The 20,855-nt window shown below is 32.9% G+C and carries 20 protein-coding genes; 8 read left to right on the plus strand and 12 right to left on the minus strand.

The window, feature by feature from the left end:
• Nucleotides 1-65 precede the first annotated feature (65 nt).
• Both ACFPM4_RS02460 and ACFPM4_RS02465 read right to left on the minus strand, forming a co-directional pair.
• Nucleotides 66-1,049 (minus strand): DUF3137 domain-containing protein, encoded by a 984-nt coding sequence (locus ACFPM4_RS02460; RefSeq protein WP_382347331.1) that lies wholly within the window; start codon nucleotides 1,047-1,049, stop codon nucleotides 66-68.
• The gene (locus ACFPM4_RS02465; RefSeq protein WP_382347334.1) at nucleotides 1,049-1,636 is read right to left on the minus strand and encodes a LemA family protein; all 588 of its coding nucleotides are present in this window, start codon (nucleotides 1,634-1,636) and stop codon (nucleotides 1,049-1,051) included. Before ACFPM4_RS02465 ends, ACFPM4_RS02460 begins: the two co-directional genes overlap by 1 nt.
• 436 nt (nucleotides 1,637-2,072) lie before the next feature.
• Between ACFPM4_RS02465 and ACFPM4_RS02470 the strand changes: the two genes are divergently transcribed.
• On the plus strand, nucleotides 2,073-3,650 hold the full coding sequence (locus tag ACFPM4_RS02470) for a Vga family ABC-F type ribosomal protection protein (protein ID WP_382347337.1): 1,578 nt from the start codon (nucleotides 2,073-2,075) through the stop codon (nucleotides 3,648-3,650).
• A gap of 243 nt (nucleotides 3,651-3,893) precedes the next feature.
• A complete protein-coding gene (locus ACFPM4_RS02475) occupies nucleotides 3,894-5,042 on the plus strand; it encodes an ArgE/DapE family deacylase (protein WP_382348147.1) in 1,149 nt (382 codons plus the stop codon).
• 73 nt (nucleotides 5,043-5,115) lie between these two features.
• On the opposite strand, the gene ACFPM4_RS02480 is transcribed toward ACFPM4_RS02475, so the two are convergent.
• Nucleotides 5,116-5,970 carry an MBL fold metallo-hydrolase gene (locus ACFPM4_RS02480; RefSeq protein WP_382347339.1) on the minus strand — a complete coding sequence of 285 codons (855 nt, stop codon included), beginning with the start codon at nucleotides 5,968-5,970 and terminating at the stop codon, nucleotides 5,116-5,118.
• 164 nt (nucleotides 5,971-6,134) lie between these two features.
• Here ACFPM4_RS02480 and ACFPM4_RS02485 point away from each other — a divergent pair, with 164 nt between their 5' ends.
• Genes ACFPM4_RS02485 through ACFPM4_RS02495 form a run of 3 tightly spaced genes read left to right on the plus strand, consistent with a single transcriptional unit; the run spans nucleotide 6,135 to nucleotide 7,471 of the window.
• Nucleotides 6,135-6,467: a PadR family transcriptional regulator gene (locus ACFPM4_RS02485; protein WP_382347342.1), complete on the plus strand. Its 333-nt coding sequence runs from the start codon at nucleotides 6,135-6,137 to the stop codon at nucleotides 6,465-6,467.
• Nucleotides 6,468-6,470: 3 nt separating this feature from the next.
• Nucleotides 6,471-6,890 (plus strand): HAAS signaling domain-containing protein, encoded by a 420-nt coding sequence (locus ACFPM4_RS02490; protein ID WP_382347345.1) that lies wholly within the window; start codon nucleotides 6,471-6,473, stop codon nucleotides 6,888-6,890.
• Between the two features lie 26 nt (nucleotides 6,891-6,916).
• A complete protein-coding gene (locus tag ACFPM4_RS02495) occupies nucleotides 6,917-7,471 on the plus strand; it encodes a hypothetical protein (RefSeq protein WP_382347347.1) in 555 nt (184 codons plus the stop codon).
• Between the two features lie 203 nt (nucleotides 7,472-7,674).
• Here ACFPM4_RS02495 and ACFPM4_RS02500 read toward each other — a convergent pair whose 3' ends face one another.
• On the minus strand, nucleotides 7,675-8,625 hold the full coding sequence (locus tag ACFPM4_RS02500) for a hypothetical protein (protein ID WP_382347350.1): 951 nt from the start codon (nucleotides 8,623-8,625) through the stop codon (nucleotides 7,675-7,677).
• A 150-nt stretch (nucleotides 8,626-8,775) separates the two neighbouring features.
• On the opposite strand from ACFPM4_RS02500, the gene ACFPM4_RS02505 reads away from it, so the two are divergent.
• On the plus strand, nucleotides 8,776-9,711 hold the full coding sequence (locus ACFPM4_RS02505) for a magnesium transporter CorA family protein (RefSeq protein ID WP_382347354.1): 936 nt from the start codon (nucleotides 8,776-8,778) through the stop codon (nucleotides 9,709-9,711).
• A 280-nt stretch (nucleotides 9,712-9,991) separates the two neighbouring features.
• Nucleotides 9,992-10,945 (plus strand): phosphotransferase family protein, encoded by a 954-nt coding sequence (locus ACFPM4_RS02510; RefSeq protein WP_382347357.1) that lies wholly within the window; start codon nucleotides 9,992-9,994, stop codon nucleotides 10,943-10,945.
• 85 nt (nucleotides 10,946-11,030) lie between these two features.
• Here ACFPM4_RS02510 and ACFPM4_RS02515 read toward each other — a convergent pair whose 3' ends face one another.
• From ACFPM4_RS02515 to ACFPM4_RS02550, 8 genes are all read right to left on the minus strand, one after another.
• A complete protein-coding gene (locus ACFPM4_RS02515; protein WP_382347360.1) occupies nucleotides 11,031-12,281 on the minus strand; it encodes an MFS transporter in 1,251 nt (416 codons plus the stop codon).
• 143 nt (nucleotides 12,282-12,424) lie between these two features.
• A complete protein-coding gene (gene nagZ / locus ACFPM4_RS02520) occupies nucleotides 12,425-13,648 on the minus strand; it encodes a beta-N-acetylhexosaminidase (RefSeq protein WP_382347363.1) in 1,224 nt (407 codons plus the stop codon).
• A gap of 91 nt (nucleotides 13,649-13,739) precedes the next feature.
• The gene (locus ACFPM4_RS02525; RefSeq protein WP_382347366.1) at nucleotides 13,740-14,537 is read right to left on the minus strand and encodes a patatin-like phospholipase family protein; all 798 of its coding nucleotides are present in this window, start codon (nucleotides 14,535-14,537) and stop codon (nucleotides 13,740-13,742) included.
• Nucleotides 14,534-15,142 carry a DedA family protein gene (locus ACFPM4_RS02530; RefSeq protein ID WP_382347369.1) on the minus strand — a complete coding sequence of 203 codons (609 nt, stop codon included), beginning with the start codon at nucleotides 15,140-15,142 and terminating at the stop codon, nucleotides 14,534-14,536. Before ACFPM4_RS02530 ends, ACFPM4_RS02525 begins: the two co-directional genes overlap by 4 nt.
• A 45-nt stretch (nucleotides 15,143-15,187) precedes the next feature.
• Complete coding sequence (locus ACFPM4_RS02535; protein WP_382347372.1) at nucleotides 15,188-16,336, minus strand: MGDG synthase family glycosyltransferase; 1,149 nt, start codon at nucleotides 16,334-16,336, stop codon at nucleotides 15,188-15,190.
• Between the two features lie 236 nt (nucleotides 16,337-16,572).
• Nucleotides 16,573-17,241 carry a hypothetical protein gene (locus tag ACFPM4_RS02540; protein WP_382347375.1) on the minus strand — a complete coding sequence of 223 codons (669 nt, stop codon included), beginning with the start codon at nucleotides 17,239-17,241 and terminating at the stop codon, nucleotides 16,573-16,575.
• A 308-nt stretch (nucleotides 17,242-17,549) separates the two neighbouring features.
• Nucleotides 17,550-17,822: a hypothetical protein gene (locus ACFPM4_RS02545; RefSeq protein WP_382347378.1), complete on the minus strand. Its 273-nt coding sequence runs from the start codon at nucleotides 17,820-17,822 to the stop codon at nucleotides 17,550-17,552.
• A gap of 46 nt (nucleotides 17,823-17,868) precedes the next feature.
• Nucleotides 17,869-18,762 carry a helix-turn-helix domain-containing protein gene (locus tag ACFPM4_RS02550; RefSeq protein ID WP_382347381.1) on the minus strand — a complete coding sequence of 298 codons (894 nt, stop codon included), beginning with the start codon at nucleotides 18,760-18,762 and terminating at the stop codon, nucleotides 17,869-17,871.
• 350 nt (nucleotides 18,763-19,112) lie between these two features.
• On the opposite strand from ACFPM4_RS02550, the gene ACFPM4_RS02555 reads away from it, so the two are divergent.
• Nucleotides 19,113-20,792: a methyl-accepting chemotaxis protein gene (locus ACFPM4_RS02555; RefSeq protein ID WP_382347384.1), complete on the plus strand. Its 1,680-nt coding sequence runs from the start codon at nucleotides 19,113-19,115 to the stop codon at nucleotides 20,790-20,792.
• Nucleotides 20,793-20,855 lie beyond the last annotated feature (63 nt).

Below are 20,855 nucleotides of genomic sequence, written 5' to 3' on the forward strand. Positions count from 1 at the left end.
ACTAGGTACTATTCAATGCAAGGTACTATATAAAAAACAATCACTCTTATTTGAGTGATTATTTTTTATACTTTACTCCAAATTCTTCTGTTCAATGTAAATTCTTCAATAATATCAAAATACAATCTAAAGTCGTTATATATTTCTTCCAACACTTCCTCGTCATTATTTCGGAAGAATTTTCCTTCAAAATGATTCTTACTTGTTTCTTTCGTAATAAACATTTTTGAATTACGGAAAGCAATTTGTACGTTTCCTTTTGCTCGTTTATTAAACTCCATTATTTTCTTCATTAGATTGGAGGATAAAATATAGCGTGCTTCAATATCGTTTGTAGTCATTGTACGAAATGTCTCATTAAACTCCATATCTTCCAGCTCAATCTCAAAACTGCCGTCAAACACTAATCTCCATTTATCACTTCCGAAAAATCTCTTTCGAATTAAGTAAGTTTCACCTGAAAAATGTTTGTGAAAATCAGCAATAAAAATTATGCCATCAAACACTTTTTTTATTCGTTTCTGGCGCCTACCATTACGATCTGTATAGTATTCTTCTTTTTGTAAAAGTATCTCCGAAAATTCAAATGTAGTTAATCCTAATTTCCCTACTGTATAATCCTCACCATTATAACGAGTATAACTAGAAATTAAATTACTTTCTTTGATTTTCGAGCTACTTATTTTTCGTCCAGGCATATAACTAACTCGATATTCATGTTTTTCATCTTCTTCGTTCGGTTCTATGTTAGCAAATAATTGTTTGACAAGATTAGCAACGAGAATTTTAGAATAGGATAGTCGAAATACCTTTACTGCTCGTAATGACAAACCAATTAGCACTGCACTTGCTAAAAAAACGATGAACAATATCGTACCGGTAACATCTCTAGACTGGAAAAGTATCCAAGACAAAATGACACTTACCCATAAGATAAAGCCTATTATGAAATTACGAAATATTTTTTTCTTGGCTTTCTTACGATTTTCTTGAGAAGTTTTTATGGCAGGTTGTAATGTCGGTAGCAACTGTTGAAAGCTAGGAAACATTACATCCCACCCAATCTGCCACGAAGATCAATATCTTGCCTTTTCTCTTCTGTAGCTTCAAACATTTCAGCTTTTTTAAATCCCATCATGGTACCAAATAAATTACTAGGAAAATGTTCTAACTTCGTATTGTATTTATACACATTAGCATTATAACTTCTACGACTTGCCGATAACTTCTCTTCAATATCAGTAATCGATTGCATTAAATTAAGATAAACACCGTCCGCCTTTAGTTCTGGATAATTCTCAATTTGCAATTTCAATCGTGATTCTAGGTTTTCAACTTCCTTTGCAACTTTAATTTTTTCATCTGACGACATGGCGTGATAACCTGATCTGATTTCAGCTAATCTAGTATGCGTACTTTTCTCATGATCCGTATAAGACGCAACTGCATCAGCCAACTTTGTCAGTTGATCAAAACGTTGTTCTAAATACGTATCAATTGCTCTAAATGCTTCTTTCACCCTATTCCGCAAAGAAATGAATCGGTTATATGTACTAATAAAAATGATAGTAATTAGAACAACTCCGATAATAACCAGTCCTAAAGGTGTGGTTAAAAATTCCAAAAATGAGTCCATGCACAACACCCCTTTTCTATTTATCTATATTTACTGATTTTACAGGAATTAGTTTCGCATTTTGCAAGTTTACTTAAAAACAGGGATAAAGTACGAGTAATAAAATAGTTGTTTTTTCCTAAGTTGTCATTATAATGAATGATTGACAATTTATTTTCAAATCATATATAGTGGTAGTATATAAATGACGGAAGGGTGACCCAATTACATGAAGTTCTAATCCTATTTTTTGAAAACAATTGAGTAAAGGTAATTTTAAACAGACGATATGTCTGCTTATTACGTATGCCTTTATCAATGTTTCAGGATAGGATTGGCTTTATTTAATTGTGCACTTAAAGACATACACTCTTTTTGTGTCCTTTTTCCGCCTCCTATTCTGAACAGAACAGGAGGCTTTTTTGTCTCCATTTTTAAAAGTTAAGGAGATGAGATCATGCTTTTATTAGAAATAAATAATTTACAACATTATGTAAAAGATCGCATTTTATTAGACATAGAACAACTTCAAGTTCACTCTGGTGATTGTATCGGATTAGTTGGAAGGAACGGAAGTGGAAAAACAACACTACTCGACTTAATTATGAGAGCACAAGATGGTTCCAATTCTATTGTTGTTAAGGCTAGCTATGAATTGTTGCCACAATTAAAGGATACGAATACAACGAAAAGTGGAGGCGAAGTAACTCAAGAGTATATTAATCGAGCACTTGCTAACAAAGCTGATTTACTGCTTGCAGATGAGCCAACAACAAACTTAGATACAGAACATATTGAGAAAGTAGAGCATCATTTGAAAAGATGGTCAGGAGCTCTTATCCTTGTTTCTCATGACAGAGCATTTTTAGATGCATTATGTACGAAGATTTGGGAAATAGAAGAAGGAATAGTAACAGAATATAAAGGGAATTATTCGGATTATGCCAGATTTAAAGAAATGGAACGACAAAAACAAGATAACGCTTATGAGCAGTATGTAAGAAAGAAGAAACAATTAGAAGAAGCACTTATTCTAAAGGAGCAGAAAGCACAAAGAGCAACGAAAAAACCTAAAAAAACTAGCCTATCAGAAGCAAAAATAACTGGTGCAAAACCATACTTTGCTAATAAACAGAAAAAACTTAGAAAAGCTGCAAAAGCAATTGAGACTCGCTTAGAGAAATTGGAGAAAGTGGAAAAAAGAAAAGATCTTCCAGATGTTAAAATGGCTTTGCCAAATGAAGAGGATTTCAAAGGGCGAACAGTATTACGAGTGAATAATTTACATGGTGTTATTGGAAAAAGAGTATTATGGGAAAATGCCAATTTCTCTGTTAAAGGTGGAGATAAATTAGCAATCATTGGGAAAAACGGGAGCGGAAAAACTACTTTAATTAAAAAAATAATGAAAGTAGAACCCAATATTTCCATCTCCCCTGCTGTGAAAATTGGATACTTTAGCCAGAATTTAGACATTCTCGATAATGACAGAACAATTCTAGATAATGTGCAGTCTAGCTCGCTACAAACAGAATCATTTATTCGAACCGTACTAGCTCGCCTACATTTCTTCAGAGATGAAGTGTATAAACCTGTTCATGTATTAAGTGGTGGAGAACGTGTAAAAGTAGCCTTTGCAAAATTATTTGTTAGTGATATTAATACATTGATTCTAGATGAGCCAACAAATTTTCTTGATATATATGCGGTTGAAGCACTAGAATCACTTCTTCAAGAGTACGAAGGTACTGTTATATTTGTTTCCCACGATCGAAGGTTTATTGAGTCGATTGCCAATAGAATTTTATCGATTGAGGAACAAGTAATTACCGTTTTTGAAGGAACATATGAAGAGTATAGAAATTACGAACCACAATCCGAACGTGATATGATGGAGGATCAATTATTATTATTAGAGACTAAAATATCAGACGTTCTTAGCCGCATAAGCATTGAACCATCTGAGGAGCTTGAGCAAGAGTTTCAACAACTCCTACAAGAAAAACGAACTTTAGAACGAGATAATAGGAAGTAACAAGTAAAGAGTACGTATTGAACAATAAAGTAGTATTCAGATAGATCTTTAACCAAGAATGTTATAATTTTTTTGGCAAGAGTTCGCTACTTTTCCGAACTTTTGCCTTTTAATTTGTCCAATATGGATCGTTAATCAACTTATTAATTTTATTACTTTCGGAAAGAGTTTTAATTTACTTTAGGGTAATATAGATATAACCCTATTAACGGAAAATAGACTTATTATTCGGAGGGATTTCCAATAAAGTACTTTACAGAAGAAGAAAAGTTAACGTTTTTGTCTGACATCATTGCTATAAAATCTGTTAATGAAAACGAAATACAAGTAGCAAATTATTTAAAAGCATTATTTGATGAATACGGTATTGAATCTAAAATTGTTCCAGTTACTAAAACTCGTGTAAACCTAGTAGCTGAAATTGGGAGCGGACATCCAGTTATCGGGATTTCTGGACATATGGATGTCGTATCTCCTGGTGATGAATCCGAGTGGAGTTCCGATCCTTTCACATTAACAGAACGAGACGGGAAATTATTCGGACGTGGAACAAATGACATGAAAGCAGGTTTGTTAAACCTAGCATTAGTGATGATTGAGTTGAAAGAAAATAATGAGTTAAAGAATGGCACAATACGCTTTATGGCAACAACTGGTGAAGAAGTCGGTGGCGCGGGGTCTAAAAAATTATATGAAGATGGCTATATGGATGATGTTGAATATCTATGGGTAGCAGAACCTTCTCATGACACCATTATTTACGCTCATAAAGGATCACTTAACTTACGCATAACATCTATCGGTGAAGCTGCACACAGTTCTATGCCACACCATGGTTATAATGCAATAAATCCGTTAATGGCATATTTATTAGAGATGGATGAAAAGTTAAATGGTGATAATCGAAAAAATGAAGTTCTAGATAAACTAGTTATGAGTACAACTATTTTTAATGCAGGAAACCAGGTAAACTCAATTCCTGAAAAAGCAGTAGCTGAAATAAATGTCCGCACGATTCCAGAGTTTGATAATGAGGAAGTAATTGAGATTTTCAGGACAGCTGCAAACAATTACAATAAGGAAGGCTCTAACATAAACATTGAAGTAACGATGTCCTTACCAAGTGTTTTTACTACTGGACAGTCTAAAATGGTAACCCTTGCTAAAGAACTCGGTAAAAAGTATTTAGATCTTGATATTTCCATTAAAGGTTCACCAGGAGTGACGGATGCATCAAACCTATTACGAAATAAAGATGAAAATTTCCCATTCATGATGTTTGGTCCAGGTGAAACTAAAATGGCTCATAAGACAGATGAATATGTATATAAAGAGTACTACTTTGCTTTCTTTCATATTTATAAAGAATTGATTCTAGGTTTAACGAAATAATACGAGATCTAACTCTTTAATCTCCCTCATACTTGATATTAATTGAAAAGAGCAGGTTTTCCTTCCTGCTCTTTTATTTGTAATAAATAAATCTCTCTCCCGGTACCATCATATGAAACTTTTGGTTCGGGTATTGATGGAAAATATAATCCACAAAATACGCTGGGTTTTCACGATTATTAGCAAACATATCGTAATGGACAGGTAAAATCATATCAGCACCTATTGTTACACCAAAATCTACTGCATCACGATAATTCATATTTCCGACTATCCATCGACTAGTCCGAAAATAATCTTGGCCATTAATTGGTAAGATTGCTATATGCGGACGATAACTCTTAATATCTGAAATGAGCTCATCTGTTACAACGGAATCACCACAATTAAAGACTGTCACTCCATTTACTTCGATGATGAAACCTAAATATCTATCATTACCATTATCATCTCTTTCATAATTGGTATGAGCAGCAGATATAGGTGTAATTTCGAAGCCTTTTATTCGAAATTTTTCTTTAGCCTTCGCTCCAATAATCTGTTTTGAAGAAATATTCTTTTTTTCTAATACATGTACATCTGGTACAGGCAGTGCAAAGTATGTATGTGATGAATGTTGGGCTATCGGAATAATCGTTTCAAGATCCAGATGATCATCATGTGAATGAGTAATTAATATACCACTGGCATCCGTTAATTGTTCTGGTGTTAATGGCGGTTCAAAACCTCTTTTAAACTCTGTATTCGGGCTTCTTTCCTCAATGGAGAAAGTTAAATATGGATCAATCACAATATATCCATCTTGATTCCCCCCTTTTATGATGACACCTGACTGTCCTAAATGCCAGACAGCTACGCTACCAAAAGGCATATCTGTCATCTGTATTTCTTTCAACAATTCTTCCCCACTCTTATATGTTGGTCTCATCTTACAAAACCCCTCTCTCCTTTTCATTATGGACAACTAATTACCCTTACGTACTTACTCCCATATAAGTTTCATCCTAAACTAAATAAAATATTAATAATCGCCTATTGTTTTCAATTTCACAATAGTGTACGATATACACTATAAGAAAATGAGGTGTATGTATGAGTGATTTATTAACTTCATTAACGACAGAATTAAGACGTGGTTCCCTAACCTTGGCTGTATTAAGTCAATTGGATACTCCACAGTACGGATATTCCTTAGTACAACGCTTAGAGAAATCTGGTATTGCCATTGATCAAAGTACACTTTATCCGTTATTAAGGAGACTAGAAAAACAAAATTTAGTTACAAGTAGCTGGGATACGTCGGAAAGTAGACCAAGGAAATATTATGTCATTAGTGAATATGGGACAGAAATTTTTCAAGATTTAAAAAAGGAATGGGAAAAAATGTCCGAGGAATTACAGCAATTATTGAAAGGAGATGATTAGTAGATGATTGAACAATATGTATTTGAAGTAACGAGAAGACTACCAGAAAAAAATCGCGATGATATAACATTAGAACTGCAATCAACGATTGAAGACATGTTGCCAGACAATTACGAGGAAAAGGATATTATTCATGTATTAGAAAAGCTCGGTGACCCAATTACATTAGCAAACAAATATCGCGAACGCCCTGCATATTTAATCGGTCCTGGTTTTTATGACTTGTATATTCATACACTAAAAATGATATTACCTATTGCTGCTATATTAAGTGTAATTACTCTTATTGCGACGGAGATTATCCAAAATACCGATTTAAGTGCTTTTCCCTTAATTATTACGATATTTGGAAAAGCTATTTGGACATTGATTACCACGATTATACATGTTTTTTCTGGGTTACACTTGTCTTCTTCATATTAGAAAGAGCTGGTGTGTCAACTGAAAGAATGACCATAACAGGTGAAAAGTGGAAACCTGAAGACTTAAAAAATCGAATCATTGTTCCTAAGAAAAAGAGAATTTCCAAAGGTGAAGTATTTACTGGCTTTATTTGGACTGGAATTTGGGCAACGATCTATTTTAATGCCATTCATATTATTGGTGTGTATGAAAAGTTAGATAATGATAAAGGACTTCAGTTAGTAGCACCAATTTTTCAGCAGGATGTGTTACTAACTTACTGGCCAGTTATTATTACACTAATCCTTTTAGAAGTTGCATTTAATATATATAAATGGGTATGTGGACAATGGACAATGAAACTAGCAATAATGAATTCTATTTTCCATCTCCTTTATACAACATTATTTATTATCATCATTAGTAATAGTGAGCTTATACATCCTTCCTTTATCACATATATGAGTACTTTAATGGATGTATCAACAGCTACAATTAATAGTGGCATTACATGGGTTATTGTCATTACCGTTGCAACTGTTATTATCACTACCATTGTTTCTATATACGAAGGATTTAAAAAAGCAAAAATCACATCATGATTTTCAAAGAAAGCAGTGACGTTAAGCGCCACTGCTTTCTTTCTGCAATTTCAATTCATTTTTTGTTTTTCCAACCAATTTTAAGTCTCCAAAAGTCCTATTTTATAAGGAGTCTTCGATATTACCCTAACTTCTGTTTCGTACTTCTCTCCACTTAAAATGTCAGAGGTCTGTTAAATACATCATTTCCAAGATTTTTCTTGTTAAGATATAATAATTTCCTTCTCCTGTTGGTTTAGCATTTCTATATGGTGATTCACTTCATCTTTTTTCCTCATAAGTTGATCCATTACACGGCGCACGTCTTGTAATACACCATTTAGTTTCCCCTTCGCTTCTGTAATGCGCGAATGAACTGCCCAATCCGAGAAAATATTATCGAAAAACACATCTGTAAAGGTAAAAATATCTTTTTGGTTTACTTTAAAAGATTCTGTTGCAAAGTTTTGTATATCCATTAATTCGGTTTCAAAATGACGTAATGCACGTTGAGCTCGATGTATAAGATCGTCTGAACTATTGACCTCTGAGTACTTCAGAGCAGAAACAAGCATCCCTCCACCTAAAAATGTATCCCATGTTGACAATCCTTCAGCATTATTTAATTTATCAATCGCTGCGTCTATAGTACGTATTGCTTTATGACCGGCATCCCTTGCTTCATCAATTTCTCTAAGCATAGAACGAAGAGTTACACGCTCATCTGCAATCTTCTGTAATGTTTTTGAGGCAATTGTATCATGTTGTCTTAGCCATGTTTCCTTTTCCTTTAAGAAATCAGCCCAATCTTCATCAATAAATTGATAATCAGGGTTCTGATATGCTTTGCGTAGACGGTCTGTTTCTGCTTTTAAATCTATTAATGTCTTCTCCGCTTCATTGTATTTTAACTCTGCTTCTGCTGCTTCTGCCATCTCTTTTTCCATCTTTTCATCCCATTTACCAGTCCAGTTATTAATCAGATTAGAGAAAGAGAATTTACCAAGCTTCGCAATATCTTGCTGCTCTTTCGTTAATTGTGCACGTAGTCTATCTCGAGTAGCTGTTGCTTCTTTTAGTTGTTGTTCAGCGCTTTCTAAGCGTCGTTTTATTCTATTCCGTTCATTGATTTTCATCGTCAGTTCCATTTGTCTTTCTTGCAGCTGTTGTTTCATTAACAATTTCCCCCTCTTAATTAAATACGGACCAAAACAAACATAGTTTCACATTTAAGTCATTTTATAAATCACAATCGATTTTAATATTAGTTTCATGTTGGAGAAATAAGGGAATCAAAGTAGAAAATAGAGAAAGGAGATAGTAAAGTGACTCCAACAAATTGGCAATGGTATCAATTATCGAAAAATAATGATAGCACTTTGAAAGAAATTAAAACAGAAATAAATGATGTACAATTTGATAAATGGACAAAGGAACTTCATCAAAATAATTCTAATTTGTTAAAACTCATGTTGACTGAAAATGGAGAAAAACTAATGTATGGCTCCCTTATTTATAAACAAGATTTTGAAAAAGAATCCGAGAAGAAAATTTGCCATTTTTATGTAACAGAAAATTTACTCGTTATGATAGATTTAGATTTTTCCATATTAAAACATAATAATATAGAAATGCTGGAACAGCAAATCGATCAGAGTCAAAATGCGATAGATGGTTTTCTACTTATACTTGGAGAACTTTTAAATGAATTACTAATTTCGATTGATGAATTTGAAGTAAAACTAGAAAAGCTGATTTGGAATGTTCGTAAAAACAATAACTCCCATATACTTGATAAAATTTATGAAGTACGTCATCAGCTATTTGTAATGAATAACTTATTAATACCTATTAAAGAATTAGAGATGGGTATGAATGAATTATACCTTAATGAAGTAAGTAGCGATGAAAATTTCCATCGTACATGTAAACGTATTGATAGAGCAATTTCGTTATTAAATGGGTATGAAGATCAAATTGATTCAATCATTAATTTAGAAGAAGTTATCTCTTCTCACCGCGGAAATGAAATAATGAAAACATTGACAGTTATCACTACATTATTTACACCCGTTACAGTTTTTGGAGCATTGTGGGGGATGAATTTTAAACATATACCAGAACTTAAATGGCAGTATGGATATGGGGTAGCACTTATCGTAATCATAATCTCAACACTTATGCTATATGCGTATTTAAGACTAAAAGGTTGGACTGGTGATCTTTTAAAAGGTAATAAAAAAGGTTCTCTTTTTAAATAAAAAGCTCTGTTAAACTCTGTTGTTGATTTTCGCTCCTGTACACTCGCTTTCCGCGGGCACGGCCTCAGCTAACTTGGCAAAGAAAACCGCTTTGCCAAGTGGATCTTCGGCTCGTGCTGTTCCCGCAGGAGTCTCGTGTACATCCACTACAATCAACTAAGTTGTTAACAACAATGAACTTTAACAGAGCCAAATAAAACGGAGAAGGTATATTAGAATCATATGTAGAAATTAGTATAGAGAATGAATCCAAATTGAATGAAGTGAGGTATTTTAAAATTTGAGTAGTATTACAAAAATAAAACTGTCACAGGATGACATAAACAAAATCACCAAGAAAGCATTTAATCAAAATATACTATCGTTGAAAGAATTAACTGGTGGTTTTTATAATAGTGCCTACGATATCCTCCTGGAAGATGGCTTGCAAATGGTACTAAAGGTCGCACCAAATCGAGATATTAAAGTGCTACGATGTGAAAGAAACATCATGAGGACAGAAGTGGAAGTTCTACAATTAATAAGAAGTTGTACAAATGTTCCCGTTCCAGACGTCCTTTATGTTGATCAGGAGTATAAATATTTCTTCATGGAATATATCCAAGGTACACCGTTAGACGAATTACACCCACATCTCAACAGCGAACAATTTTATACAATAAGTAAGCAATTAGGAACCTATACAAAGCAAATCAATTCGATTACCTCCGATGTGTTCGGGCAAACGTTTTCCAAACAGCAAAGATATAACACTTGGTCCGCAGCATATATTGCTATGATTGAGGAAATTATCTTAGATGCTAACGATGCCAAAATCAATCTACCAATAAGTGCCGAGGAGCTAAAAAATATCGTTGTTGATAAATCTCCAATTCTTGATACGATAGGAACTCCTCGTCTGGTCCACCGAGATCTTTGGTGGGGAAATATTTTCATAGATTCAGAGACACTTACCATTACAGGAATCACTGATTTTGAAAGATCACTTTTTGGAGATCCTTTAATGGACATTGTATTTGGCTTTGCTAAAGATAATGAGGGCTTCAAAAAAGGACTGGGCAGAAATAGTGCATTCTCAAAAGATGAAGAGTGTTTATTAAGTCTCTATCAAATTTACTTTGTCTTGTTAATTATACTTGAAGGTCACTACCGTCAATTAAAAGATAATGAACAAAACGAACAACATGCACAACAAGTATTAATAGAGGAAATACAAAAACTGAAAAATTTATAGTTTATGAGGTTTAAAACTGAATAAAATTTACTGTTCATCAAAATAACATCCATGCTATCGTATCCCAATAGCATGGATGTTTTCTTTAGATCACTTCTTCTTTTCTTTGTAAGTATCTATATAAAAATATACCTGCGAGTGTACAAAATAATGCACAGAGACCAATGAAAATAAAGCCTGATTGTAATCCTCTTATTAGTCCAACTTCCGCTCCTTGCAATTTGGTAAACCATTGCTTGAATACATCAATTACAAAACCGATTAGCATGTTTCCAATTACAAGCGCAATCCCCATTAAAGTAACTGTAAACGTAATTGCCGTTTCCGTACCATTTGGATACCTTTTTGCAAGTAATGCCATAACCGTTGGATAAATGGGAGCAACTCCTACCCCTGCAAGAGCAAATAAGAAAACCCCTGGAGATCCAAGGAGAACTCCTAGAATAATACTAAAAGTAGCTATACCTGAAAAATAGATAAGCGATTTTGCAAACCCAACCTTGTCAATTATTGGACCTAAAAGCAGTCTTGCAAGCATGAAAAACAAAAAGAAGATGGATAACATTGCAGACGACTTCGCAGTAGTCCAATTGTGTGCTTTTTCTAGATAGTTGACTAACCATCCACCAATAGACAATTCAGCAATAACACCAAATGATAATATGGCAATTATTAGCCAGGCTGCAGGATCTTTTAAGAAAACTTTTACTGGCATTTTATCTTCTTTCTCTATTGTTTGTTTAGGTTCTTTAATAAAAATAGTTGGGATCATTGGAATTATACATAAAGATAACATGATTAAATACATACCTCTCCAGCCTAAGTCATGACCAAAAATATGCCAACCCATCATACTTGCTGCAATGATTGGTGCGATTGTTGAACTTAGTCCATAAAAAAAGTGTGAGAGATTCATCATAAATCCTGTGTTTCTAATAAATATTTTGGCAGCAAAAATAGCTAAAACTATTTCGAGCATTCCGTTTCCAACATACATTAAAAAATAAGATAAAGAAAAAGTGAAATATGTATTCGCAATATAAATAAAAAGACCCGAAATAGTCATGGATCCAAATGCGATGAAAGAGGTCGTTTTCACCCCTAGTTTTAATGTAACAATACCTGTAAACGAGCAAGCTAACAGATAACCAATTGAATTATAAGCTAGTAGCATCCCAAGCTGTAATTCATTAATTCCAAAGTCACTTTGCATACGTGGTATTGCTGGACCCTTAATATTTTCTGAAAAGCCAAAAACAAGAAAACCTATGAAAATAACTAAATAGGAAGCTGGTAAATATTTTTGGATAAAATTTAATTTTTGTGCCTGTTCCATAAACTATCCTCTCAAAAGTCAAAAATGAAAATTGCGCTTACATAAGCTTATCATATAATTTCTCTTGTCAATACTGTTATTTTTACCTTCTAAAAATATTACATTAAAAAAGCCATTCTTTTTAATAAGAATAGCTTTTCATATTACTCATTCATATATTTTTCTAATACACCATTTATTGTTTGATTTAAAATATCTATATCTACATTATCGACTGTAGTATCTTTTAATTTATATTTTTGTTTTAGTTTAATTATTCTTTCCACACTTTCATTTATTCTACTTTCGCTAATTTCCCCTGATTCAACTGCTGAAACTAAGGCGTCAATTGCTGTAATTACTTTTGAAAAGTCGTGTGCTATTAATACAATATCACTTCCAGCTTTTACAGACTTTACAGTTGCCTCTCCAATTCCATAATGATCCATAATGGCATTCATCGTCATATCATCAGTCATCACTACACCGTTGAACTGAAGCTCCTCTCTCAATATTCCAGAAATAATAGGAGTTGACATAGATGAGGGATATGTAGGATCTATTTTCGGGAGTAATATATGCGCGACCATGACAACATCTGTTCCTTCATTAATCGCATTTTGAAATGGTATTATCTCTAGTTCATTAATTTCTTCTCGGGTTTTATCCACAATAGGTAATTCTAAATGCGAATCAACTGATGTATCTCCATGGCCAGGAAAATGCTTTACAACTGGTATTACATGTTGTGCTTCAATCCCTTTCATAGTCTGTATACCTAATTTACTTACAATGTCTACATTGTTACCAAATGATCTATCACCAATGACTGGATTATTAGGATTACTATTAACATCTAATACCGGAGCAAAGTTCATATTGAATCCGAATGCATTTAATTGCTGTCCTAATAGCTCACCAAAATCATAGGAAAATCTCTCATTACCTATTTCCCCTATTTGTTGATTCGTAGGCATCTCCACTATATTACCTGGTAATCTTGTAACTCTACCCCCTTCTTGGTCAACTCCTAGAAATAATGGAAATCGATTATCCAAGTTAGTAGTTTTCACATCATTTAACAGCTCAACTGATTGTTCTGGGTTTTGAAGATTATCTCCATAAAAGATTAAACCACCCACATTATATTTCGATATTAATGTCTTTGTATTTTCGTTAAGAACTGTATCATCAATGCCAGCGAAAATCATCTGGCCAACCTTTTCTTCTAAACTCATGTTATCAATGACAGAATCCTTTTGTTGGTTGCTTTCCTCACTCTTACCATTAGAATCGCTTTCCTGACTACTATTCTTCATATTAACGAAGATTAGCACAGATGCAGCTATAAGATTCAGTAGGAGTAAGGTAATAATTACTTTCTTCATTTTTTTCCTCCACATTTAGCTTAAAAAAACAGCACCCATTAAATGGTAACACCAATGATATTAGGATAACGAATTATTAAAAAAATAGCAATTATTGTATTTGATGCATCCAACTATCCATAAAAACAATATTTTTCTTATACAATTTACGCTCTAAAACTTTCTTTGTTGTAAATTCACCGATGTTTATTACTTTGTTTAACCCTTTTGTTTCGAACCTACCAACATCATGTAGGTCGATATCAATTAATACATCGGCATGCTCCTTCAAGCAGCGATTTGTATTTTTTTGACTAGCTATATCAATATATCTATTAATATAAGAAAACATGTTTGAAGGGTAATGTGGATTAGAACTTCTAACTCTTACAGAAGTAACATTCTTTGCTCCCATCTTTCTTACAATATCTGCAGGATTATTATTTAAAATATAACCATCAACTAGTAATTGATTATCTTTTTCAATGGGAGAAAATATCCCAGGTATAGCTATGCTAGCTCTTATCGCAAGTGCAACCTCTCCAGTATCAATAACAACCATTTCACCCGAGATAAGATCCACGCATATAACAGCAAAAGGTATTTCTAAGTCTTCGAAGTGTTTTCCTTCCGTTAATTTTAAAAGAGTTTGGTAAATTCTATCTCCTTTTAAAAAACCTTTACGATTAAAACATACATCCAAATATCGTCTTACAGACAAATTCTCAACAATAGCTTTCATCATTTCTGGTTTTATTCCGCATGCATAAAGTCCACCTACTACTGACCCAGCACTTGTACCTGCAATATGAGTAATTTTTATATCATTACGTATAAGTTCTTTAAGTGCCCCGATATGTGCTACCCCTCTGAGAGAACCTCCTCCAAGGGAAAGACCTGTCTCTCTCAATTACTACTTCCTCCCTCTCGTGCTTCTGTTAGTTTTTTGTTTTTCGATTTTCTATATAAAATAACGGAAATGACTCCAAGGATGATGAAAGCTACTATATAACCATATACACTATACGTGCTAAAATAACGCTTAAACGTTTCAATATTTCCCTTAAAGTAGTTTCCTAATAAAACCATTACATATGACCATGGATAAATGCCTACAAATGTTAGGGCTAAATATTTCCATCTATTGACTTTACTTACACCTGCCACATATGAAATATAATTACCAATTCCAAATGGGCGTGACAAGGCAATACTCCATATTCCATAACGCTTGAAAAACTTAATAGCTTTATCGACTCCTTTTTCTAGCCTTTTTGGAAATCGCCCATTAAGCTTCTTTCCAATAAAATATGGAATAATACTCGCAACTGTGTATGAAAAACTCATACCAATTGAAATAAATGCTGTTTCTATATAACCTGGAGATAATATATAGCCGTATGAAAGAACGATAACCAGACCGGGAAATGGTAAGGAAGATCCTTCAAGAAACATAACAATAAAAAGTCCTGGAAGTCCGATACTATTTAACCACTCCAATAGTTGTTGAATCATATGAAGCTCCCTTTCCAATTAAACATACATATCTAATTGGTAAATTTACAAAATACTACTATGTGTTGATATATAGCCAAAATCATTACTATTAATTATCTTTTTAATGAATAGGTATATTTCGGATGGTTTTCCCGCAGCAGTTTCCTCTAAGTATAATTGGACGTTATTTAACAATTCTTCTCGCCTTCTATTGTTGCTGTATAATACATTCTCAATTTGTAATTCAAATGGTATGTCATCTTTCAGCATGTGCACTAAACCTAATTTTTCTAGCAATCGGAGATTTATTTCTTCTTGGCCTGGTAACGCAGAATGAATAAAAATCGGCAATTCTTTCTGTAAGGCTTCACTTATTGTTACACCACCAGGTTTCGTAATAATGGCATCCACATAATCGTATAACTGATTCATTTTCTCTTTTGAATTTATATAAGGTAATGGATGTATATTTTCACTGCTACTTTTAGATAGTTTTTGGAACAATTGTTCATTTTTACCACATAAAACAAAAAATTCTATCTTAGATTGACCTTGTTTTTCTAATATTTCCGCAATATTTCCTAACCCTACACTTCCCCCAGAGATTAATACTTTATATGTTGATTCTTTTTTCGAAATTTCATTATTGTGTTTTAAAAATTGTTCTGCTATCGGGATTCCGGTAACGATAACTCTATCTTCCGAAATTCCGCTATTATGAATCAATTCATCTTTTACCATTTGACTCGGAACAAAATGATAATCGATGCGTTCTCTTCCCCAAATATCATTAATAAAGAAATCGGTATATACATTGATTACAGGAATATTGCATTGACCTCTACATTTAAGTTGATTTAGAAAGTAGGATGGAAATCCGTGAGTACATATGATTAAATCAGGCTTCTCTTCATGTATGATTGTTCTCATTTTACTTAAAAATAAAATTTCATAATATTTAAAGGACCTTCCCGTTTTGGAATGTGCCAAATGGGTGTAAACCCAAGCATACATCTTTGGAAAATGGTGGATCCATTCTAGATATGTTTTTGTGACAAGTGTTTCAATGAATGGATTCCACGCACTAAGAAGGTCAATCTTCTTACATATAATAGAGGAATCCCTATTTGTTATATAACTTTGAATCGTATCAGCAACTTGGTGATGTCCAGAAGGCATTCTTAATAATGGGAAAAATAATATCTTCTTCATAGAATGTAATTCATCCTTTCATTATTTCCCTACCCTGTATATTAATCATATAAGCCTCTAAATATTCTTTTAACAATCCTAAGGCTAAATTTTCACTCCGACTTAAGACGGATTATTAATATTTCATTCAACTATATAGACGATATGTGATTGAAAAACCCTACGAGAAAATAAAAAAAGCGAAAAAGCAGATTCGCTTTTTCACTTACATGTTTTTAAAAATATAAATAAAATAATTATAATTTCAAGAAACTAAAAAATGCACTTGCAGTACCTATACTTCTTCTCATAATGAAACCTGCAATTGGTTTAATCTTATTTGTTTCTATTTGTTGTTCTTGACTTACATACGTACTTAATTTCCCCTTGTAGATTAATGTAAGGGATGGTATTGCCATTATGTCTTGAGGTCTAACTAAATTTGACGGTTTTGTTATTGGATTTTGACGCATTAATTGCAGTACATCTGCGACAAATTGTGAACAAAAGTAAGCATTCTTTCTCTTTAGTTGAATATTTAATGCTACTGCAAATAAACCTATAAAATTATATCTGTAATAATCTTTATACTTATTAAGACATGCTACCATTTCTTGCATCCTGCTAAATTCTTCCTCTGTCACTTCACATGAATAAATTGCACAATCTACACCTTTAAATATTCCTTTTCGCACATCTTCCCGAACAAAACCACCGATTAAGGGATTCCACTGTCGTTTACGGCCAAAGCTATAAACTTCATTCAAGTCTCGATCAAATGAAATGGAAACATGATTTAGTGGTTGTTTTGTGTATAATTTAATCATTTTCGTTAATAGTGATCCCGTATCAGTGAAAAGTAAATAAACAGTCTTTCCCTGCATAATAAAATCCCCATCCTTCATCGAACAAAACCAATCATGCATGAATTTCTAACACAACAAATACGATGCCTAAGAGTCTCCTATAAAAAGGACGTATAATAAAAATTCACTCTCACTCTGACCTACTAATCTAATATATTTCAGAAACCTAACCAATAGTAATAAAATTCATAATTTTATTATATCATTCTTTTTCTTTTACTTACCAGTGCTTTTTTCCTTTACTTACTTTCGTCTAAAATATATTACTCTATCTTATTGTTACTGTCAAAAATGCTTTTTACATAAAAATAGCGCTAACCACTTAGGCATAGCGCTATTTTTATCTCTTTAACTATTAAACTGTAAAATTAATGTTGCGTCGGCATGTCTTCATAATCTGAACCAAGTGCCATCATTACAGGAGTAATACTGTGCTGAGTTGGCATGTCCTCGTAATCAGAACCTAATGACAATAGTACTGGTTTACTATGTTGAGTTGGCATGTCTTCATAGTCAGATGCTAATTGACTAATTGGAGAAATACTATGTTGTGTAGGCATATCCTCATAATCTGATGCTAGTGCACCATTAGCACCAAATAAGCCAATCAATAAAGCGGATATTAATAATATTCTTTTCAATCTAATTTGCCCCTTTCAAAAAAAATTTATTCAATTCTATTATACATTAACTAGGTATTTTTTCCAATTCCTTTTCTACTAATTTAGTAAGATTCTCTTTTTCTTGTAATTTAAATACTTGCAAAGATTTATTTAATGTTTCTCTACTCAATTCTATTTTCCCTATATGTTTATAATTTAAACCTGCTTGATACAAAAACTCACCAAGAAGATATAATATTTCATCGTTAATACATTGTTGTATGCCTTTTTCGCAATATTTAAGTGACTCATCATACTTCTCTATTCTAGTTAATGATTGTGCTAAACCAAATAAGGCTCTTAACTTTACCTGAGGATCTGATAAAGAGGGAAGTTTCTCCATATCATCTAATATTTCTTTTAATAATGTAATCGCCTTTTCGAAACATTGATCATCTTTTTCAATTAAAGCAATAGACATCTTAATTTCAATCTCTTGCTCTGTTAAGCCTTTTTTACTTGGATTTGTTAATTCGATAGCTTCAATCAACATACTTATAGAAGATTGTTTATTTCTATTGTTTGAATCTGCTAAATAATAAAGACATATAGCTTCATGCCAATGTAAAAATTGTTTACTTGAAGGGAAATTAAAAAGTGGATTTTTCTTTTCACGTTGTACAATTTCATAGATTGCTTGATAATTACGATCCCTTTTAAACTTTTTAATTAGTCCGCTAACAGCTGAAACATAGCTCATAGAATCTGCTGATGTAAAATCGAAAAAATCACTTAAATTAACGTTTAATTTATTTGCTAATCTGAAAAGCTCATCTATTGTTGGTACTTGTTTGTTTTTTTCAATTAAGGTAAGTTCTTCAACTGTGCAAATATCTTCTGCTAGATCAGCAAGCGACATGCCTTTATATTTTCTTAACGACTGAAGGATTTCACCAATATTAACGAAACTTTCACCCATTTTATATACCCCTTTGTCAAGAAAAAATTAATAATTAGTTTTACCCATTATAATTATACCAATAATTTCATCTTTATAATATTTCTTTTTGATTACAACCTTTCACTCATACTATAGTACATAAGGTTTGTATCCATATTACTGTTCATCCTTATATTATACAGGATTTGTTTAAAATTCCACCTTTTCTGCTCAGGATAAAATATTAAAAAATTACAAATTAGGTATTTAGATTTAGTGAAAATTGTCGATATAATATGAAAATGCTCTTGTATGTACATATATTTACAGTAATTATATATGCACATCTTGTACGCACATATTTCATAGTATATAAGGGGGAACATTAAATGAGAACGATAAAAGGAAAAATTGTATGCGGTTTCACCATCGTTATCTTAATGGTATTCGCTGTAGTATCAGGTAATTATTATTTTACTTCTGTTTCCAATCAACAAACTCAAAACATCATTGATGATGAATTACCAATTATGCTAATTTCAAATAAAATTGGAACGAATATTCTGGAACGCATGTCTTTAGCACGTGGCTACGTATTATATGGTCAAGCAAGCTATCTTACACAATTTGATATTGCAACTACAGAAATTAGAAATCTTGAAAAACAGCTTCTAGAAATAGACTCATCTCAAGTAACAAAAGATGCGATAAAATTAATAAGTGATTGGGAAGAAGAACTTGAAACGGAGGTTTTTTCCGTTTATCGAGATGGAGATAAAGATTTAGCCCTCCTCAATTTTAGAGACAAAGTTGAAAAAACTGGTAGTTTAGTGCATACCACTTTTACTGTATTAACGGACAATCAATCCAATAAAATCACAACAACAGCTAATGAAGTGTTATCAGGAAATAAACGGAATAACTATATAAGTATTTCAATTGCCTTAATGTCTCTTATCGTCGGAATTACGATTGCACTAATTATGGCTTCAACAATTTCCAAGCCAATTATCCAAGCTTCCAATCGTATGAAACTAATTGCAAATGGTGATTTAACTCATGATGATTTAATGACAAAATCAAAAGATGAAGCTGGTATTCTTATTCAGGCAGTGAACGATTTAAATCGAGAAATCCGCTCTATGGCAATGGAAATAAGAAATGCATCTAGTACAGTTATGCATCGAAGTGAGGAATTAAGTTTTTCTGCAAATGAAGTGAATTCTGGAAGTCAACAAGTTGCTACTACGATGGAAGAACTTTCACATGCTGCAGAAATTCAAGCTTCTTCCTCTTCTAAGCTTGCTGAATCAATGAAATCTTTAACTGAAAATATTCATAATGCAAATGTATATGGACAACGAGCAACTGAAGTGACGACAGAAGTGTTAGCACTAACAGAAAAAGGTAATGAAGCCATGACCGAATCGATAGAAAAAATGCGACTTATCGATGAAAATGTATTGGCTGCTGTAGAAAAAGTACAGTCTCTTGATCAGCACTCAAAGAAAATTTCACAGTTAGTTCAAGTTATTTCAGATATATCAGAACAAACAAACCTACTTGCCTTAAATGCTGCAATTGAAGCTGCTCGAGCAGGTGAGCATGGCAGAGGTTTTGCTGTTGTTGCCGGCGAAGTGAAAAAGCTTGCAGAGCAAGTCAATAGTTCCGTTGCTGATATTACAGCTATCGTCTCGACTATTCAAAAAGAAACTTCGGAAGTCGTACAATCATTGAATAAAAGTTTCGAACAAGTTGAATCTGGTACCGAACAAATCAAGACAACTGGAACAGCTTTCGAATTAATTACGACCTCTATTCAGAAAGTAGTGAGTCAAATACATACCATCTCTGCAGATCTTGATAATATCGCAAAAAGTACAGATGTTATGAATAGCTCCATCTCTGATATAGCCAATATTTCCGATGAGTCCTCTGCAAGAGTGGAAGAAACAGCTGCATTTGCTGAACAAACAACAAGTTCCATGCAAGAAATTGCAGCAAGCTCCGAATCTTTGTCTGCTGTATCTGTCGATTTAAATAAATTAATTACAAGATTTAAAGTATAAAATTTTAAAACGACTATTAGTGTATGTAGTGTATAACTATATGCACTTTTTTATATCCTATAT

This window comes from Lederbergia graminis, from assembly GCF_042655485.1.
In the GTDB taxonomy this organism is placed as follows: Bacteria; Bacillota; Bacilli; order Bacillales; family Bacillaceae_C; genus Lederbergia; species Lederbergia graminis.